This is a genomic window from Fontimonas sp. SYSU GA230001 (assembly GCF_040066175.1).
In the GTDB taxonomy this organism is placed as follows: Bacteria; Pseudomonadota; Gammaproteobacteria; order Nevskiales; family Nevskiaceae; genus Solimonas.
Genome location: NZ_JBEAAM010000018.1, coordinates 44,416 through 60,742 on the forward strand (window position 1 = coordinate 44,416; position 16,327 = coordinate 60,742).

At 70.0% G+C, this 16,327-nt stretch carries 19 protein-coding genes; 12 read left to right on the forward strand and 7 right to left on the reverse strand.

Annotated features, from left to right (window positions below; genetic code table 11):
* Positions 1 to 552: a hypothetical protein gene (locus AAG565_RS10655; protein ID WP_348819573.1), complete on the reverse strand. Its 552-nt coding sequence runs from the start codon at positions 550 to 552 to the stop codon at positions 1 to 3.
* Between the two features lie 149 nt (positions 553 to 701).
* On the opposite strand from AAG565_RS10655, the gene AAG565_RS10660 reads away from it, so the two are divergent.
* On the forward strand, positions 702 to 1,175 hold the full coding sequence (locus AAG565_RS10660) for an SET domain-containing protein-lysine N-methyltransferase (RefSeq protein ID WP_348819574.1): 474 nt from the start codon (positions 702 to 704) through the stop codon (positions 1,173 to 1,175).
* Positions 1,176 to 1,178: 3 nt separating this feature from the next.
* On the opposite strand, the gene AAG565_RS10665 is transcribed toward AAG565_RS10660, so the two are convergent.
* The 3 genes from AAG565_RS10665 to AAG565_RS10675 all read right to left on the reverse strand — a co-directional run bounded on the left by AAG565_RS10665 (position 1,179) and on the right by AAG565_RS10675 (position 3,972).
* A complete protein-coding gene (locus AAG565_RS10665) occupies positions 1,179 to 1,811 on the reverse strand; it encodes a lysophospholipid acyltransferase family protein (protein WP_348819575.1) in 633 nt (210 codons plus the stop codon).
* A gap of 65 nt (positions 1,812 to 1,876) precedes the next feature.
* The gene (locus tag AAG565_RS10670; protein WP_348819576.1) at positions 1,877 to 2,578 is read right to left on the reverse strand and encodes a response regulator; all 702 of its coding nucleotides are present in this window, start codon (positions 2,576 to 2,578) and stop codon (positions 1,877 to 1,879) included.
* Positions 2,575 to 3,972, reverse strand: a complete 1,398-nt coding sequence (locus tag AAG565_RS10675; RefSeq protein WP_348819577.1) for an ATP-binding protein — start codon at positions 3,970 to 3,972, stop codon at positions 2,575 to 2,577. Before AAG565_RS10675 ends, AAG565_RS10670 begins: the two co-directional genes overlap by 4 nt.
* Before the next feature lie 150 nt (positions 3,973 to 4,122).
* Between AAG565_RS10675 and AAG565_RS10680 the strand changes: the two genes are divergently transcribed.
* Positions 4,123 to 4,578 (forward strand): hypothetical protein, encoded by a 456-nt coding sequence (locus AAG565_RS10680; protein ID WP_348819578.1) that lies wholly within the window; start codon positions 4,123 to 4,125, stop codon positions 4,576 to 4,578.
* A 69-nt stretch (positions 4,579 to 4,647) separates the two neighbouring features.
* Here AAG565_RS10680 and AAG565_RS10685 read toward each other — a convergent pair whose 3' ends face one another.
* Entirely contained in the window at positions 4,648 to 4,860 is a 213-nt protein-coding gene (locus tag AAG565_RS10685; RefSeq protein ID WP_348819579.1) for a cold-shock protein, read from the reverse strand.
* A gap of 162 nt (positions 4,861 to 5,022) precedes the next feature.
* The gene (locus AAG565_RS10690) at positions 5,023 to 5,832 is read right to left on the reverse strand and encodes an alpha/beta hydrolase (RefSeq protein WP_348819580.1); all 810 of its coding nucleotides are present in this window, start codon (positions 5,830 to 5,832) and stop codon (positions 5,023 to 5,025) included.
* A 142-nt stretch (positions 5,833 to 5,974) separates the two neighbouring features.
* Between AAG565_RS10690 and AAG565_RS10695 the strand changes: the two genes are divergently transcribed.
* From AAG565_RS10695 to AAG565_RS10705, 3 genes are all read left to right on the forward strand, one after another.
* The gene (locus AAG565_RS10695; protein ID WP_348819581.1) at positions 5,975 to 6,871 is read left to right on the forward strand and encodes a recombination-associated protein RdgC; all 897 of its coding nucleotides are present in this window, start codon (positions 5,975 to 5,977) and stop codon (positions 6,869 to 6,871) included.
* A gap of 105 nt (positions 6,872 to 6,976) precedes the next feature.
* Complete coding sequence (locus tag AAG565_RS10700) at positions 6,977 to 7,669, forward strand: histidine phosphatase family protein (protein ID WP_348819582.1); 693 nt, start codon at positions 6,977 to 6,979, stop codon at positions 7,667 to 7,669.
* Positions 7,670 to 7,679: 10 nt separating this feature from the next.
* Positions 7,680 to 8,426, forward strand: coding sequence for an SDR family oxidoreductase (locus AAG565_RS10705; protein ID WP_348819583.1), 747 nt, complete (start codon positions 7,680 to 7,682; stop codon positions 8,424 to 8,426).
* A 30-nt stretch (positions 8,427 to 8,456) separates the two neighbouring features.
* Here AAG565_RS10705 and AAG565_RS10710 read toward each other — a convergent pair whose 3' ends face one another.
* The gene (locus AAG565_RS10710; RefSeq protein WP_348819584.1) at positions 8,457 to 10,649 is read right to left on the reverse strand and encodes an EAL domain-containing protein; all 2,193 of its coding nucleotides are present in this window, start codon (positions 10,647 to 10,649) and stop codon (positions 8,457 to 8,459) included.
* Between the two features lie 143 nt (positions 10,650 to 10,792).
* Here AAG565_RS10710 and AAG565_RS10715 point away from each other — a divergent pair, with 143 nt between their 5' ends.
* The 7 genes from AAG565_RS10715 (at position 10,793) to ilvE (ending at position 16,320) form a co-directional block, all read left to right on the forward strand.
* The gene (locus AAG565_RS10715; RefSeq protein WP_348819585.1) at positions 10,793 to 11,617 is read left to right on the forward strand and encodes an SDR family NAD(P)-dependent oxidoreductase; all 825 of its coding nucleotides are present in this window, start codon (positions 10,793 to 10,795) and stop codon (positions 11,615 to 11,617) included.
* Positions 11,618 to 11,629: 12 nt separating this feature from the next.
* Positions 11,630 to 12,010, forward strand: a complete 381-nt coding sequence (locus tag AAG565_RS10720) for a VOC family protein (protein WP_348819586.1) — start codon at positions 11,630 to 11,632, stop codon at positions 12,008 to 12,010.
* A gap of 7 nt (positions 12,011 to 12,017) precedes the next feature.
* Positions 12,018 to 12,533, forward strand: a complete 516-nt coding sequence (locus AAG565_RS10725; RefSeq protein WP_348819587.1) for a DNA-deoxyinosine glycosylase — start codon at positions 12,018 to 12,020, stop codon at positions 12,531 to 12,533.
* Between the two features lie 67 nt (positions 12,534 to 12,600).
* Positions 12,601 to 12,984 carry a lactoylglutathione lyase gene (gene gloA, locus AAG565_RS10730; protein ID WP_348819588.1) on the forward strand — a complete coding sequence of 128 codons (384 nt, stop codon included), beginning with the start codon at positions 12,601 to 12,603 and terminating at the stop codon, positions 12,982 to 12,984.
* Positions 12,985 to 12,995: 11 nt separating this feature from the next.
* Complete coding sequence (locus tag AAG565_RS10735; protein ID WP_348819589.1) at positions 12,996 to 13,775, forward strand: fatty acid hydroxylase family protein; 780 nt, start codon at positions 12,996 to 12,998, stop codon at positions 13,773 to 13,775.
* Between the two features lie 197 nt (positions 13,776 to 13,972).
* Positions 13,973 to 15,217 (forward strand): thiamine pyrophosphate-binding protein, encoded by a 1,245-nt coding sequence (locus AAG565_RS10740; protein WP_348819590.1) that lies wholly within the window; start codon positions 13,973 to 13,975, stop codon positions 15,215 to 15,217.
* A gap of 35 nt (positions 15,218 to 15,252) precedes the next feature.
* A complete protein-coding gene (gene ilvE / locus AAG565_RS10745; protein WP_348819591.1) occupies positions 15,253 to 16,320 on the forward strand; it encodes a branched-chain-amino-acid transaminase in 1,068 nt (355 codons plus the stop codon).
* Positions 16,321 to 16,327: the final 7 nt, after the last annotated feature.

Sequence of the window (16,327 nt, forward strand, 5' to 3'; positions counted from 1 at the left end):
TCAGCGGGCGCTGGGCCCGAAGGTGTAGCGCAGGCCGGCCTCGATGCGGTCGTCGTCGCCCGCCTGCAGCGCGGCCTGCAGATCCAGCTGCGGTGCGACGCGGAACAAGCCGGCGACGCGCAGCGAGGTATCGCCGCTGTCGAACAGCCGCACGTGGCGGATTTCCGGGCTCAACTCGAAGGCACGGGCGAAACGCCAACGCAGGCCGCCGCGCAGGCCGAACCCGGTGTCGTCGTCGCGTCCCGCATCGGCGAACTCGAGGGTCGCGCCCGCGAACCAGTCGAGGCCGCGCTCGATCGGCGCGTGGAAGATCGCGCCGGCACTGAACTGCTCGAAGTTGCCGGTGTCGGCGTATTCGCCGATCAGCGCGATGTCCCGCGTGATGGAGCCCGAACCGGCGATGCGCAATCCGGAGTCATCGGCACGGCGGCCATTGTCGCGGTCGAGAAAGCCGCCCTCCAGATACGTGTAATCGTCGGCCATCGCGGCGGCGGGCAGAGCGAACAGGAGTGCGGCGGCGAGGCTGAGCAGGCGATGCTTGCGATGGGTCATGGGGGATCGGATGGAATCGCACGACGCTGTGCGCCGGCGAGGATGCCCGGGCCAATCTGAGCGGACGATGAACCTGGGTCGGCACGATGCTTGCGGCACTTGGGCATAATGCCGCCCCCGAAGCACCCCCCCATGAACGAATTCGCGCAATGACCCGCAACATCGTCCTGCGCCGCTCGCCGATTCACGGCAACGGCGTGTTCGCCGCGCGCGATCTGCCCAAGGGTCTGCGCGTGATCCAGTACCGTGGCGCGCTGCGCCCGCACGACGAGATCGACCGCTGCTACGGCGGCGATGCCGAGAGCGGCCACACTTTCCTGTTCACGCTCAACGACGACTGGGTGATCGACGCCAACGTCGGCGGCAACTCGGCGCGCTGGATCAACCACAGCTGCGAACCGAACTGCGAAGCCGTGCTCTACGAGGATGCGCGCGGCGACCGGCGCAGGGACCGCGTCTTCATCGAAACGATCCGCCCGATCAAGGCCGGCGAGGAACTGACCTACGACTACGGCATCCGCCTCGACGAGCCGCACACGCCGCGGCTGAAGAAGATCTGGGCCTGCCGCTGCGGCGCACGCACGTGCACCGGCACGATGCTCAAGCCCAAGCGCGGCCAATAGGCATCATTCGCTGCCGGCGGGCGCACTGAACCGTTCTGGCTTGCGCGGCGTGACGCGGCCGTAGAACGCCACCATGCGCTGCAGGTCGCCGCCGAAGTCACCGGTCGCGGTCAGTGCCGGGCCGAAACCGACCCGCTTGAGACGGTAGTCCATGAAACCCAGCGCGATCGACACCTGCGCCTGCTCGGCCATGCGGTAAAAGCCGCTCTTCCACTGCTGGGTGCGCGAACGCGTGCCCTCGGGCGCGATGACCAGCACCAGTTGCGGGCGTGCCGCGAACTGGTCCACGACCTGCTGCACGAGCCCGCCGGACCGGCGACGGTCGATGCCGATGCCGCCCATCCAGCGCAGGAGTGGCCCCCACGGACCGCGGAACAAGGTGTGCTTGCCGATCCAGTGCAGATCCAGCCCCATCGCGAACACCGCGATCAGGAAGATCAGCCCGTCCATGTTCGACGTGTGCGGCGCGGCGGCGACGATGAACCGCGGGGCATCCGGCGGGTCACCGACCACGCGCCAGCCGATCGCCCGCAGCAGCAGCCGGCCCAGCGCGCGCGAAAACGCATTGCCACGCCGCGGCACGCGCGGGCCGAGCACCGTATCGGACTCGGGAATCGGCACATCCTTCATCGACATCGCCAGCAGCCAAAAGGCCGCAGAGTGTAGTGCCGCAGGCGGCATCGTGCGCTGGGAAATACGGCTCAGTCGGCCAGCACCGCGGCGTCCAGTCCGTAGCCGACGCCATAGACGCTGCGGATCGGGTCGCGCCCGTCCAGGCAGTCCCTGAGCTTGCGCCGCAGGTTCTTGACGTGACTGTCGATGTTGCGCTCGTAGCCGGGGAAATCGGTGCCGCGCGCGCGCTCCAGCAGCTGGCCGCGCGACCACACCCGCTGCGGCTGTTCGAGCAGCGCCTGCAACAGACTGAACTCGATCGGCGTGAGCGTCAGCGTCGTACCTGCGGCGCGCGCCTGGTGCGCAGCGTGGTCCAGCTCGATCGGTCCGACCCGCAGGACGCGGCCACCTGCATCGGTCCGCGGCTGCAGCCGGCGCAGGATCGCGCGCGCACGGGCGACGACCTCGCGCGGACTGAACGGCTTGCAGACGTAGTCGTCGGCGCCCAGCTCCAGGCCGAGCAGGCGATCGACCTCATCGACCCGCGCGGTCAGCATCATCACGGCCGGCGCGGCGCCGGCGGCGCGCAGTTCCCGGCACACCGCCAGCCCGTCCCGGCCCGGCAGCTGCAGGTCGAGCACCACCAGATCGGGCCGCCATCGGCGCACCACGGCCTGCACCTCGTCACCGCGATGTAGAACCTCGACCGCGTGGCCGTCGTGGACGAAGTAGTCGCGCAACAGACTGGCGATCTTCTCCTCGTCCTCGACGATGAGGATGCGCGCGCTCACGGACTCACCTGCGGCAGATCGAAGCGGATGCACAACCCGCCACCGGGTGCGACCTCGGCATGGATGCTGCCGCCATGCGCCTCGACGATCGAGCGGCAGATCGCAAGCCCCAGACCGGCGCCGCCATCGGCGCGCGAGCGTGCGGACTCGGCGCGGTACAGGCGGTCGAACAGGCGCGGCAAGGCGTCGGCGGGAACACCGGGACCGGCGTCGCAGATCGAGTAGCGCACGCCGTCAGCGGCGACCGCGACGCTCAGGCGCAGCGGCCCCGGCGGCTGTGCATGGCGCAGCACGTTCTCCAGCAGGTTGCCGAGCACCTGCGCGATGCGCTGCGCATCGACCGCGATCGCGGGCAGCCCCGCGCCGGCGTCCAGTTCGACGGCGAACCCGGCGGCACGCAGGCGCGCATCGAAGCGCGCCTGCGCCTCGCGCAGCAGCGTCGCCGGATCCACCGGCTCGCGCTGCAGGCGCAGCGCGCCGGACTCGGCCACAGACAGCAGGTGCAGGTCATCGACCAGCGCCGCCAGCCGCAGCACCTCCTGCTGCAGCGACCGCAGGCGCTGCGGCTCGGGCGCACGCACGCCATCGACCAGGGCCTCCAGCTCGCCGCGCAGCACGGCGATCGGCGTGCGCAGCTCGTGGGCGATGTCGGCCAGCCACTGGCGCTGCCGGTCGTCGTAGCGCTGCAGCGCCTCGGCCAGGCGATTGAAGTCGGCGGCGAGCCGGCCGAGCTCGTCGCGCCGCCGCGTGTCGATGCGCGTGGCGAACTCGCGGCGGCTCAGCGCCGCAGCGCCGTCCGACAGCTGGCGGATCGGACGCAGGATCAGCGCGCTGCTCAGTGCGGCGAACAGTGCCGCGACCGGCAGACCGAGCAAGCCGATGCGCAGCAGGCTGCGGCTCTGGCGCTGCGCGAATCCCGCCTCGTCGGGCGCGATCCAGTTCGGCACCGGCGGCCGCACGACATGACCGACGACGGCGCCGCCCGATTCGATCGGCACGCGCAGAGGCTCCCGGTGGAGCGGCGGCAGCGGCGGACCGGCGACACGCGCGCCGTTGGCGTCGAACACGGTCAGCGGCGCGCGTAGCGGCGGAACCCGCGGCACGAGGTTTCCGTCGGCACGCGCGCCGTCGCGACGCTCGTCCGGCGGCCACGGTCGTGGACGGCGCCGCAGTTCACGGGCCGACTCGGCGGCGCGACGCAGGTCCGGCGTCTTCGCGTACTGTTCCGCGATGCGCTCGGCCACGTCCTCCATGCGCTGCCGCTCGCGCGCCTCGACGTAAACCGAGAAGCTGCTCGCGGTCTGCTGACGCACGACCAGCAGGGCGCCGGCGAGCAGCGTCACCGCGGCGAGCACCTGGACCGCGAACAGTTTCCAGAACAGCGACATGTGCATGACCGTATCTTACGGAGCGCGGGCGCGGGGCCGGCATGCGCACGCGCAGTCCACGCGCTTTCTCCACACAATCCCCACGCTGCACGTCCATGCTCCACTCCGACGGCCGCGGCCCGCCGCGGCCGGCTCGCCCCACGATGGAGACACCCGATGACACCACTGAAACTCGATCCGCGACTGACGCGCATCCTCGCCGGTGCCGCGCTGCTGGGCGGCGCCGTGCTCTACGTCGGCACCGTGCACGCCGCGGACGCGCCACCCGCCGGCAGCGCCGACGAACGGGCGCTGCGCATGCACCAGCCTTCACTGGGTCGCATGATCGTCGGCAATGCGCTGGTCAAGGAACTGGCCGAGCGCAGCGGCCGGCCGCCCGCCGAGATCGAAGCGCTGCTCAAGGACGATGGCCCGCGCGCGGCCGCGCAAACGCTGGGCCTCGATCGCGCGGCGATGCAGGCGGCGATGCAGGCCGCACACAAGCACGCGATCCTGCAGGCGCAGCAGGCGCAGCTGATCTCGGCCGAACAGGCGCGGATCCTGCTCGAAAGCCCGCCGCCGCGGCGCCCCTGGCGCGACGATCCCGAGCGCGGCGGACCGGATCGGCGCTGAGCGCGGACCGTCGCCCAAAGAAAAACCCCGGCCGCTGGCCGGGGTTCGGTAATTCGGTGTCCTGGAAGATCAGAGCGGACGAATCGCTGCCGCCTGCAGACCCTTGGGGCCGCGGCGCACTTCGAACTGCACCTTCTGGCCTTCCTTGAGCGTCTTGAAACCCGTGCCCTGGATTTCGCGGAAATGGGCGAACAGATCTTCACCGCCGCCTTCCGGGGTGATGAAGCCGAAGCCCTTGGCATCGTTGAACCACTTCACGGTGCCGGTGGAGAGATTAGACATACGACGTTCCCTATTGTTACTGATTGAGGCCGGGCTGCCCGCCCGTGGGGCATGCGGTCGGAGGGTCCGCCGAGGGCACAACCACCCGGAACACCCGCCCAGCGCATGCGTGCCGGACTCTACACGGTCCCTTTTCGACTGTCGATGAGGGAAACACCGCGTTCAGTCGGGGCGTCCGAGCGTGTCGGCGAACGCGCGCAAGCGGCGTGGATACTCGGCACCGGCCACGGCGACCAGGTCGTTGTGACCGGCGCCGTCCAGCCACCAGGACTGGCGCGCGCTCGGCGCAGCGCGCAGCAGACGCTCCCCGTGCCAGAACGCAACGATGTCGTCGCGCCGCCCGTGGATGACCAGGACCGGGCAACGCACCGAACGGATCCGCGACAGATTGTCGAAGCGGTCCATCGGCAGCAGCGGTACGCGCGTGAGCACCCGGTAGGCGCTGACGAAGGCGCTCTCGACGATCAGCCCGGCGACCGGCTCGGACGCGGCCAGCTCGATCGCCGGAGCCGCTCCCACCGAGCGCCCGTGCAGGATCAGCCGTGACGGATCGATGCCCAGCGCCTGCGTCGCGTGGCGGTACACCGCGCGCGCGTCCTCGAGCGCGCCCTGCGTGGTCGGCCGCACGCGGTCGCTGGCGCCGTAGCCGCGATAGTCGTAGGCGAGCACCGCGAAACCGGCGCCGCGCAGCAGCGCGAGGACGGGCGCCACATGGCCGAGATCCTCGGCGTTGCCGTGGCTGTAGAGCAGCGTGTAGCGTGCCACCGGGTTCGGCAGATACAGCGTCGCCACGCGCACCCCGTCGCTGGTCTGGACGAGGTACAGGCCGGGCATCTCGCCGGCATAGCTGGATGGCGGCGGCTGGAAGATCATCGCGTCGGCGGCGAGCCGCGCGAAAACGGTCGCGCCGATCCAGGCGAGCGCGAGCACCAGTGCGAGGTCGAGCATGGAACGCCGGACGGGTAGGTCCATCGTCCGCATCTTAGGCGACTGGACGCTCGAAACACGCGCCGTCCGGCCATCGGTGCGACCCCGGCCCTGCCACCCGCCGAGTTGCTATGATCCGCGCCCCCCGCCGCCCGCCCCGCGCGGCCACGCCCCTTCTCACGACACCATGTGGTTCAAGAACTTCACCATCTACCGGCTGCCGCCGGGCTGGACGCGCACGCCCGGCGAGATCGAGGCGACGCTGTCCGCATTTCCCCTGCAGCCCTGCACCGGCCTGAACCTGCACAGCCGCGGCTTCGTGCCGGTCAACGACGCCGGCCAGTTCGCCTACGGCCAGGACCGGCAGGTGCTGATCGCGATGGGCCACGAGGAGAAGCTGCTGCCGGCATCGGTGGTCAACCAGGCCGCCGGCGAACGCATCCAGAAACTGGAAAACGACAAGGGTTTCAAGCTCGGCCGCAAGGCCAGGCGCGAGATCAAGGAACAGGTCGCTCTCGAACTGACGCCGCGCGCCTTCTCGCGCCGCCGCGAGACCCGCGGCTGGTTCGACTTCGCCGGCGGCTGGCTGGTCGTGGACACCAGCGCGCCGACGCGCGCCGATGATTTCACGCAGACGCTGCGCAACGCGCTCGGCGAACTGCCGGTCACACCGCTGCAGTCGGAGCCGTCGATGGACGCGCTGATGACGGCCTGGCTCGCCGCCAGGGAGGCCCCCGGCGCATTCGACCTCGACGACGAATGCGAACTGACCGTGCCCGACGAGAACAAGGCGACCGTGCGCTACCTGCGCCACGCCCTCGACGGCAAGGACATCGCCGGACACCTGTCCAACGGCAAGGTCGTCAAGCGCCTCGCGCTGACCTGGAAGGACCGGCTCAGTTTCGTCATCGACGACAAACTGCAGCTGCGCAGACTCAAGTTCCTCGACATGGAGCGCGTGCGCGATGAGAGCGACGGCCTGCCACCGGAACAGCAGTTCGAGATCGATTTCGCGCTGATGAGCGGCGAGTACGCGGCGCTGCTCAAGGATCTGGCCGCGGCGGTGAACGCGGCGCGTGACTGAACGCCCTGCCATCAACGACGCTGATGCAGTCCGATCAACAACATTCAATGGACCGATCGCCGCGCTGACGGTACCGTGTGCGCCCGTCCTCATCCGCACGGCAGCATGGGCGCGATCTATCTCATCCGTCACGGTCAGGCGTCTTTCGGCGCGCGCGACTACGACCAGCTCTCCGCCACCGGCGAGCAACAGGCCACCGTACTCGGCACGAGCCTGAGACAGCGCATCGCACGCGCCGATCGCGTGCTGTGCGGCAGCATGCGCCGCCACCGGCAGACTGCCGAAGGCGCGCTGCGCGCGATGGGCCTGGAGCCACGATGGGAAGAGGACGCCGGCTGGAACGAATACGACCACGTCGCCGTGCTCGCCGCCCACCAGCCGCGCTGGGCGGACCCCTCGGCGATGAAAGCCGAGCTGGCGGCGCTGCCCGACGCGCGTGCGGTGTTCCAGCGGGAGTTCGAGAAGGCGATCGCGCGCTGGATCGGTGGACTGCACAACGACGACTATCCGGAGAGCTGGGCCGGCTTCTGCGCACGCATCGAGCACGCGCTGCTGCGTCTGCGCGAGCGCCTGACCAGGTCGCAGACTGCGCTGGTGTTCACCTCCGGCGGACCGATCACCGCCGTCGTGCAGCAACTGCTGCACCTGCAGGACGAGAAGGCCTTCCGCCTGAACTGGACGCTGGCGAACGCGGCGATCACCAAGCTGATCTATTCCGAACGCGGCCTGCACCTGTCCTCGCTCAACGACCACGCCCATTTCGAGGGCGTGCATCCCGACCTGATCACCTACCGTTAGGCCCTTACCGATGCGCAAGAACATCCTGATCACCGGCGCCAGCTCCGGCCTGGGCCGCGGCATGGCGATCGAATTCGCCAAGCTCGGCTGCAATCTCGCGCTTTGCGCGCGGCGCACCGACCGCCTCGAAGCCCTCAAGGCCGAATTGACTGCGGCGCATCCCGGTATCCACGTCGCCATCCGCGCGCTCGACGTCAACGACTACGACGCGGTGTTCGCCGTGTTCCGTGCGTTCCGCGAGGAGCTGGGCACGCTCGATCGCGTCATCGTCAACGCCGGCCTCGGCAAGGGCCGGCCGGTCGGCACCGGCTACTTCCACGCCAACCGCCAGACCGCGGAGACCAACTTCGTCGCCGCGCTCGCGCAGTGCGAAGCGGCGGTCGAGATCTTCCGCGAACAGAACGCCGGACACCTGGTGACGATCTCGTCGATGAGCGCGATGCGCGGCATGCCGAAGAACCTGACCACCTACGCCGCGACCAAGGCCGGCCTCGCGGCACTGTCCGAGGGCATCCGCGCCGACCTGCTGCAGACGCCGATCAAGGTGACGACGCTGTTCCCCGGCTACATCCGTTCCGAGATCAACGAGAAGGTGCAGAAGACGCCGTTCATGGTGGATACCGAGACCGGCTGCCGCGCCCTGGTCCGGGCCATCGAACGCGAGCCGGTCAAGGCCTGCGTGCCGTGGTGGCCCTGGACGCTGATCGGCCTGCTCATGCGGCATCTGCCATTGTCGATGGTGGCGCGGATGGGCTGAGCCGCCAGCGGAGCCGTCTCAGCCGGGATTTCAGCTGCGGCTGGCGGTGCCGTCGTGCAGCCAGGCGGCGACCTCGCCACCGGGCATCGGCCAGGCGTAGTGCCGGCCCTGCGCGACCGCGCAGTCGCGCTCGCGCAGGAACATCGCCTGCCCTTCGGACTCGACGCCTTCGGCGATCACCACCAGCCCGAAGGTGCGGCCGAGCTGGATGATCGCCTCGGCGAGCGCGCGATCGCTGGCATCGATCATCAGGCCATGCACGAAGCTCTGGTCGAGCTTGAGTTCGTGCACCGGAAACCGCTTGAGGTAGTGCAGGCTGGAGAAGCGTGTGCCGAAGTCGTCGATCGACAGGCCGACACCGAGCTCGCGCAGCGCCTTGAGGACGGCCAGCGTTGCGTCGGTGCATTCGAGCATGACGTTCTCGGTGATTTCGAGCGTCAGGTCGCCGGGCATCAGCCGATAGGTCTGCACGAGCCGGCGGACGCGTTCGACGACATCGTCACTGCGGAATGCCCTCGCCGTCACGTTGACCGACACGGCACCGGCCTCGATCCCCTGGGACCGCCACGCCGCCCGCTGCGCGCAGGCGCGGTGCAGGACGTACTCATCGAGCGCCTCGATGAAACCAGCGTCCTCCGCCAGTGGCACGAACAGACCCGGCGAGATCTCGCCGCGCACCGGGTGGCGCCAGCGCGCCAGCGCCTCGAAGCCATAGACACGGCCATCGGCCAGCGTGACCTGCGGCTGATAGACCACGTCGAGCGCGCCATCGGCGATGGCACGCCGTAGCGCCGACTCAAGCTCCAGGCGTTCGATGACCGCCTCGTTCATCTGCGGCTGGAAGAACCGGTACGTGTTGCGGCCCGCGGACTTGGCCTGGTACATGGCGACGTCCGCATTGCGCTGCAGCGTGTCGAAATCCACGGCATCTTCCGGGGCGAGGCTGATGCCGATGCTCGCGCTGGGGGTCAGTTCGATCCCATCCACCCGGATCGGCTCGGTCAGCCGCGCCAGCAGATGTTCGGCAACGACGCGCGCCTGGGGCTCGCCCGTGTCGGGCAGCAGCACGACGAACTCGTCTCCACCGAAGCGCGCGACCGTGTCGGTCGCACGCCGCTCGGCGCACAGACGCTCGGCGACGGTCTTGAGCATGCGGTCGCCGGAGTGGTGACCGAGCGAGTCGTTGACGTTCTTGAAGCGGTCGAGATCGACGAACAGCAGGGCGAGCGGCTTGTGCTCGCGGACCGCGCGTGACAGGGCCATCTGCGCGCGGTCACGCAGCAGCGTCCGGTTGGCGAGACCGGTCAGCGGGTCGTAGTAGGCCAGATGCTGGATCTGCCGCTCGGCCTCCTCGTGCTCGATCGCCAGGCTGCACAGGTGCACGCAGGCATCGACGATGCGGCGATGGAACGGGCTGGCCGCGCGCGGCTCGCGGTAATAGACGGCGAAAGTCGCCGCGACCCGGCCGCTGCGCAACCGGATCGGACTGGACCAGCAGGCCGCGAGTCCCAGCGGCAGGGCCAGCGCACGATAGTCGTCCCACAGGGGATCGTGCGCGATATCGGTCACCTCGACGGGCTCGCCGCGCCAGGCCGCAGTGCCGCAGGAACCGGCCCTGGGACCGATCGGCACCCCGTCGATCGCCTGGCTGAACACCGGCGGCATGCTCGGTGCCGCGCACGGATGGACCCGTCCGTCCTTGCTGATCAGCAGTACCGTGCAGATCGCCTCCGGTGCCATCGTCTCGAAGCCGCGGCACAGCAGTTCCATGACCACCTGGATCGGCTTGCCGACGGCCACGGCTTCGAGCACCTCGTGCTGCAGACGCTGGATGCTCTCGCCTTCCTGACGCACCCCGAGGTCGCGCACCTGCGCTGCGATCCAGCGCTCGTCGCCGATCGTCAACGGACGCAGCGTCAACTCGATCGCGCGCCCGTCACGCAACGTCAGGGCGAGCGACTGGCGAACCTCGGCATCACCCGTCCCCATGGCCGCGATGACCTCACGCCACCGGGCGTCTTCGACGGCCGGAAACAGCTCGCAGACGTCCCAGTCCGGACACGCGGCGCAGTCGGCGGGCACCAGTCCGCGGAAGCCACGGTTGCAGAGCCGCACCCGGCCCTGCGGATCAAGCCAGGCGAACGCGCCCGGCACCTGTTCCAGCATCGCATCGAGCAGATGCTCGGCGACGTCTCCGGCTGGTATCGGCTTGGACTGGGCCATGCGCGCTCCGTCGCCTTCCCTCCGTGGCGAGCCTCCAGAATAGAACGATCTGCGGTCCACGCACAGGGCGCCGCCGGCACACCCTCGGCAAGCCGGAGCGATGTCGATAACATCGCGCAGCCCCACTTGGAACCCCCAGCCCCATGTCGAACGCCATCGCAGGCAAGACCATCGTCATCACCGGCGCGTCCAGCGGCATCGGCGAGGCCACGGCGCTGCACCTGGCGCGTCGCGGCGCGCGCCTGTGCCTGGTGGCGCGGCGCGCCGACGAACTGGCGCGCGTGCAGACCGAGATCCGCGCGCTGCGCGCCGAGGCGTGGATCTACCCGACCGACCTGTCCAAGTCCGGCGAGGTCGAGGCCTGTGCCGATGCCCTGCTCGCCGAGCATCCGCGGATCGACGTCCTCGTCAACAACGCCGGCCGCTCGATCCGCCGCCCCGTGCGCGAATCCCTGGACCGCATCCACGACTTCGAGCGCACGATGGACCTGAACTACTTCGCCGCGGTGCGCCTGACGCTGCGCCTGCTGCCGGGGATGCTCGAACGCCGCAGTGGACAAATCGTCAACGTCTCCAGCATGTCCACGCTGATGCCGACGCCGCGCTTCGCCGCCTACGTCGCCAGCAAGTCGGCGCTGGAAGGCTTCTCGCGCACGCTGGCCGCGGAGCTGGTCGGCAGCGGCGTGCAGGTCAGCGTGGTCAACTTCCCGCTGGTGAAGACGGCGATGACGGCCCCCACCGCGGTCTATCGCTACCTGCCGCAGATGGACGTGGACGACGCCGCCGAGTGGATCGTCCGCGCGATCGACAAACGGCCTTACCGCGTCGCCAACCGGCTCGGCGAAGCCTGGAACGCCGCGACCGCGCTGCTGCCGGGCCCGACCGTGCACTGGACCGGACGCCTGTTCCAGGTGGTCGGCAAGCGCCTGCAGCAGCGCGCGGAGCGCGACGCACGACCTGCTGAATGAACGGAGAGTGCCATGCACAAGAGCAAGCTCGCAGGCTTCATCATCGACTGCCGTACCGACGACCTGCACGGCGCATCCGCCTTCTGGAGCGGCGCGCTGGGCATGCAGCGGCGCGGCCTCGACGGCAGCGAGGGCGAGAACTACGTACGCCTGCTCGACGCCCAGCACGGCCTGCACATCGAGGTGCAGAAAGTCATGCACGACAGCCGCGTGCACCTCGACATCGAAACCGACGACATCGAGGCCGAGGTGCGGCGCCTCGAACAACTGGGTGCGAAACGCGTGAAACAGGTCCGCACGTGGTGGGTCATGGAAGCGCCGACCGGCCAGCGCTTCTGCGTCGTGCGCCCGCAGTCGCCGGACTTCGACAGGCTCGCCACCCCCTGGCCGTGATCGGCCTGTGAACCGCGTCCGCAGTTTCGCGCCCGTGGCGCGCCCGGATGCGCGCGTGCTGGTGCTCGGCAGCATGCCCGGCGTGGCCTCGCTCGAAGCGCGGCAGTACTACGCGCATCCGCGCAATGCCTTCTGGCCGATCATGTCCGGCATCACGCGCATACCGGCGGACGCCGCCTATGCCGAGCGTCTGGCCGGCCTGCTGACGGCGCGCATCGCGCTGTGGGACGTGCTGCAATCCTGCGTGCGCGCCGGCAGTCTCGATGCGGACATCGACGACGCGACCATCGTCGCCAACGACTTCGCCGCCTTCCTGCGCCACCACCGCCGCATCACCCACGTGTTCTTCAACGGCGGCAAGGCCGAGGCGGCCTTCCGCCGCCACGTGCGTCCGACCCTGCCCGCCGCGGCCGCGGGCCTGCACTACCGCCGCCTGCCCTCGACCAGTCCGGCGAACGCGGCCTACGGCCTCGCGCGCAAGGCGGAACATTGGCACACGGCGTTCGCGGCACTGCCGGACTGAGCACCGGCTTGCCGGAACCGGGCGGCACGGCCACAGTGACGTTTCACCTCCAACCGAACTTTCCGTCATGCGCATCCTGCACACGATGATCCGGGTCGGCGATCTCGATCGCTCGATCGCGTTCTACACCGAAGTGCTCGGCATGAAGCTGCTGAGCCGCAAGGACTACCCGGACGGCCGGTTCACGCTCGCCTTCGTCGGCTTCGGCGACGGCGGTGCCGAAATCGAGCTGACCTACAACTACGGCGTCGGCAGGTACGAACCGGGCACGGCGTTCGGTCACATCGCGATCGAGGTCGATGACGCGGCCGCGGCCTGCGCGCGCGTGCGCGCGCGTGGCGGCAAGGTCACGCGCGAAGCCGGGCCGATGAAGCACGGCACGACGGTCATCGCCTTCGTCGAGGATCCGGACGGCTACAAAATCGAGTTCATCCAGAAGAAAGCGGCGTAGCGGGAACGGAAATGGACGACCGCCAGCGTCAGTTCCGCGCCAACTACCAGGCGAAGATCTCGCCGCACTACAACGGCTGGCTGCACGGCCTGTGGATCTTCGGTTTCGGCACGGCCTATGTGATCGCCTGCGTCGCGCAGGCCGACGATGCCGGCTGGGCCTGGCTCAGCGCGCTGGGCGGTTTCGCCGTCGGCAACCTCGGCGAGTGGTGGCTGCACAAGAACGCGCTGCACCAGCGCATCGACTGGCTGAAACCGCTGTGGCACCGGCACACGGTCGAGCATCACAGCTACTTCACCGAGGCGTGCATGACGGTGGATTCGCACCGCGAATACCGCATCATCCTGTTCCCGCCATACGCAATCCTGGGCATCGCGCTGATTCACGCACTGCTCGGTGGCCTGTGGGCGCTGGCCTTCGGCGCCGCTGCCGGCTGGATCTGGATGGCCGGCGGCATGAGCCACTACCTGCTCTACGAGATCCTGCACACCGCCGCGCACCTGCCGGAGAGCCGCTGGCTGGCGCGCCTGCCGGTGGTCAACACGATGCGCCGCAACCACTGGGTGCATCACCATCAGGCGCTGATGCCGGACTACAACCTCAACTTGACGATCCCGTTCGCCGACTGGCTGTTCGGCACGACCGATCTCGACCGCGGCCTGTGGGGCGTGCTCGGCAACGGCTACGACATGCGCCACCTCAAGCCCGAAGTCGCCGCGCGACTCGCCGGCGAACGTTTCCCGCCGCCGGCCGCAGCTCCCCGCTTGACAGCGGACGCGGCGCGCCGCTAGCCTGCGCGCCGATTCACGGATTGCCCATGAACCCGCTCAAGCACGCCGTCCTCGCCGTCATTATGGTCGTCGCCATCAGCGACGCGCCGTAGGGGACTCTGCACGCTCACCAACCCCCGCCGGCGCAAGACCGGCGGGGGTTTTCTGTTTCCAGCGCCGGTTCTTGAGCCAGCGGGTTCCTTCACCGGAACACCGACATGGCCCTCGACCCCACCCCGACACTCGACGTCAACGGCGCAGAACTGATCGTCCGCTTTCTCGAAGCGCACGGCGTCACGCACGTCTTCGCCGCACCGCCGTCCGCGGCCGGCGCGCTGCTGCCGCTGCGCCGCGCGCTCGCCGACGCGCGCCTGACGCAGGTGTTCGCCGCGCAGGAACAGAGCGTCGGCCATATCGCCCAGGGCTATGCGCGCAGCAGCGGGCGCGCCGGCGTGTGTCTCGCCAACGCCGGTGCCGGCGTGACACAGATGCTCACGGTGATCGCCGACGCGCAGGCCGACGCGGTGCCGCTGGTCGTGATCTGCGGCGAGAACACGCCGGGTGCGGGTGTGCAAACCCGTCGCGGCCCGGGACTACGCGCCGGCCATGTCGTCGATACGCTGACCAAGACCCATTTCGAGGTCCGCGCCGTCGATGACCTCGTCGATGTGCTGCCGGAGGCCTTCCGCATCGCCGAAAGCGGCCGGCCGGGGCCCGTGGTCATCGTGGTTCCGGCGTCGGCGCAGACCGCACGCATCAAGCTCCACGGCCTGCCGCGCGCAGCGGCGATCGAAGCCGGCGACCAGGACGACCTGCGCCCCGACTGGCACGCGCATCTCGCCGAGCTGCGCCGAGCGCGGTGCGACGACGACCGTGCGCGTTCCCGTTCCGGCCTGATCCGCACCGTTGCGCAGACGCTGGGCGACGATGCGATCGTGGTCTGCGACGGCGGCGAGGTGCAGCGCTGGATCGCGCAGGACTACCCGCGGCTGCGCGCGGACCGCTGGCTCACCTCGGGTGAACTGGGCATCAGCGGTTTCGCGCTGCCGGCGGCGATCGGCGCCGCACTGGCACGTCCCGGCCTGCCGGTGGTCGCCTTCTGCGACGCCGCGGGGACGCTGCCGCAGCTGCAGGCACTGGCCACGCTCGACGACCTGCAGCTCGACGTGAAGCTGGTCCTGCTGGATGCGATGGCCGTTGCGCTGAGGCATGGCGCGACCGCGCTCGCGCAGCCGCGCCGCTACCTGGGACCGCTGGCACCGCGAACATCCGGTACGTGCGCACTCGCCGAGTCGTTCGGCGTCCCGGTGCTGGACCTGGGTCGGACTGGGGACCCGCTGTCCGGTGTGCGCGAAGCGCTGCGCCAGCCCGGACCGGTGCTGATCCGCACGCCATCCGATCAGCTCGTTCCGCTGCTGCCGCGCGCCGTACCGACCCGCGCGCGCAGCGCCCGCCTGCACTGACCTCCGCCCACCCGACCTCCCGCCGGACCCTCACCATGCGCCTGCCGCCCCAACATCCACTGCGACCTGCCCTGCCGCCCGACTGGCCCGAACCCGAAGCGCTCGGCTTCGGCCAGTATCTCGGCCCTTATCTCGCCGAAGCACAGCACCGCGACGACGGCGGCTGGGCCGCGCCGAGCCTGACGCCGCGCACCGCCGCGCCGGTCGCGGTCGCCTGCGGCGCGGTGCAGTACGGGCTGTCCGTCTTCGAGGGCCTCAAGGCCTTCCGTGCCGCCGATGGTTCGATCCACCTGTTCCGGCCGCTCGCGCACGCGCGTCGTCTGCAGGCCAGCGCGCGCCGGCTCGGGCTGCCCGAGCCGCCGGAGGAACTGTTCCTGCTGCTGTGCCGGCTCGCCGTCGAGGTGCATGCCGAGTACGTGCCGCCGCACGGGCGAGGCTCGCTGTACCTGCGGCCGACGCTGTTCGCCGACGAGGAGGGCCTGGGCCTGCGCCCGGCGACGCGGCATCGTCTGAGCATCGCCGTCACCGCGTGCAGCGACCCGCCGCTCAAGGCGCTGCGGCTGTGGGCCGAGCCGGAACTGATCCGCGCCGCGCCTGGTGGCCTGGGCGCGGCCAAGACCGGCGCGAACTACGCGGCCGGCCTCGGCGGCCTGCGCCGCGCGCAGGCACGCGGCTACGACGACGTGGTCTGGCTCGACGCCTTCACGCACACGCAGCTCGGCGAAGCCGGCACGATGAACCTGTTCGTGCAGATCGGCGACGAGGTGGTGACGCCGCCGCTGGACGGCACCATCCTCGCCGGTGTGACCCGCGACTGCGTGATCCAGCTGTTGCGCGAAGGGGGCGTGCGCGTGACCGAGATGGCGCTCGGACTCGACGATCTGGCCGCGGCCGAATCCGCCGGACTGCTCGGCACGGCCTTCGGCACCGGCACGGCGGCACGCATCGCGCGCATCGTCTCGATCGGCGACGGCGTCCGCGAGATCCGCTTCCGCGATACGGTGCTGGCCGCGTCGCTGGCGGCGGAACTCAAGAGCATCCAGTCCGGCGACACGGCACGCCACGCGGCGTGGCGGGAGACGGTGAGTATCTCGACCGGCTGATGGCGGG

Bases quoted from the DNA above. Each gene is read 5' to 3' on its own strand.
- AAG565_RS10720 (WP_348819586.1), top strand. From the start codon at position 11,630: ATGCACAAGAGCAAGCTCGCAGGCTTCATCATCGACTGCCGTACCGAC.
- AAG565_RS10700 (WP_348819582.1), top strand. From the start codon at position 6,977: ATGGGCGCGATCTATCTCATCCGTCACGGTCAGGCGTCTTTCGGCGCG.
- gloA (WP_348819588.1), top strand. From the start codon at position 12,601: ATGCGCATCCTGCACACGATGATCCGGGTCGGCGATCTCGATCGCTCG.
- AAG565_RS10740 (WP_348819590.1), top strand. From the start codon at position 13,973: ATGGCCCTCGACCCCACCCCGACACTCGACGTCAACGGCGCAGAACTG.
- AAG565_RS10710 (WP_348819584.1), bottom strand. From the start codon at position 10,649: ATGGCCCAGTCCAAGCCGATACCAGCCGGAGACGTCGCCGAGCATCTG.
- ilvE (WP_348819591.1), top strand. From the start codon at position 15,253: ATGCGCCTGCCGCCCCAACATCCACTGCGACCTGCCCTGCCGCCCGAC.
- AAG565_RS10690 (WP_348819580.1), bottom strand. From the start codon at position 5,832: ATGGACCTACCCGTCCGGCGTTCCATGCTCGACCTCGCACTGGTGCTC.
- AAG565_RS10735 (WP_348819589.1), top strand. From the start codon at position 12,996: ATGGACGACCGCCAGCGTCAGTTCCGCGCCAACTACCAGGCGAAGATC.
- AAG565_RS10715 (WP_348819585.1), top strand. From the start codon at position 10,793: ATGTCGAACGCCATCGCAGGCAAGACCATCGTCATCACCGGCGCGTCC.
- AAG565_RS10660 (WP_348819574.1), top strand. From the start codon at position 702: ATGACCCGCAACATCGTCCTGCGCCGCTCGCCGATTCACGGCAACGGC.
- AAG565_RS10665 (WP_348819575.1), bottom strand. From the start codon at position 1,811: ATGTCGATGAAGGATGTGCCGATTCCCGAGTCCGATACGGTGCTCGGC.
- AAG565_RS10695 (WP_348819581.1), top strand. From the start codon at position 5,975: ATGTGGTTCAAGAACTTCACCATCTACCGGCTGCCGCCGGGCTGGACG.
- AAG565_RS10655 (WP_348819573.1), bottom strand. From the start codon at position 552: ATGACCCATCGCAAGCATCGCCTGCTCAGCCTCGCCGCCGCACTCCTG.
- AAG565_RS10685 (WP_348819579.1), bottom strand. From the start codon at position 4,860: ATGTCTAATCTCTCCACCGGCACCGTGAAGTGGTTCAACGATGCCAAG.
- AAG565_RS10675 (WP_348819577.1), bottom strand. From the start codon at position 3,972: ATGCACATGTCGCTGTTCTGGAAACTGTTCGCGGTCCAGGTGCTCGCC.
- AAG565_RS10705 (WP_348819583.1), top strand. From the start codon at position 7,680: ATGCGCAAGAACATCCTGATCACCGGCGCCAGCTCCGGCCTGGGCCGC.
- AAG565_RS10680 (WP_348819578.1), top strand. From the start codon at position 4,123: ATGACACCACTGAAACTCGATCCGCGACTGACGCGCATCCTCGCCGGT.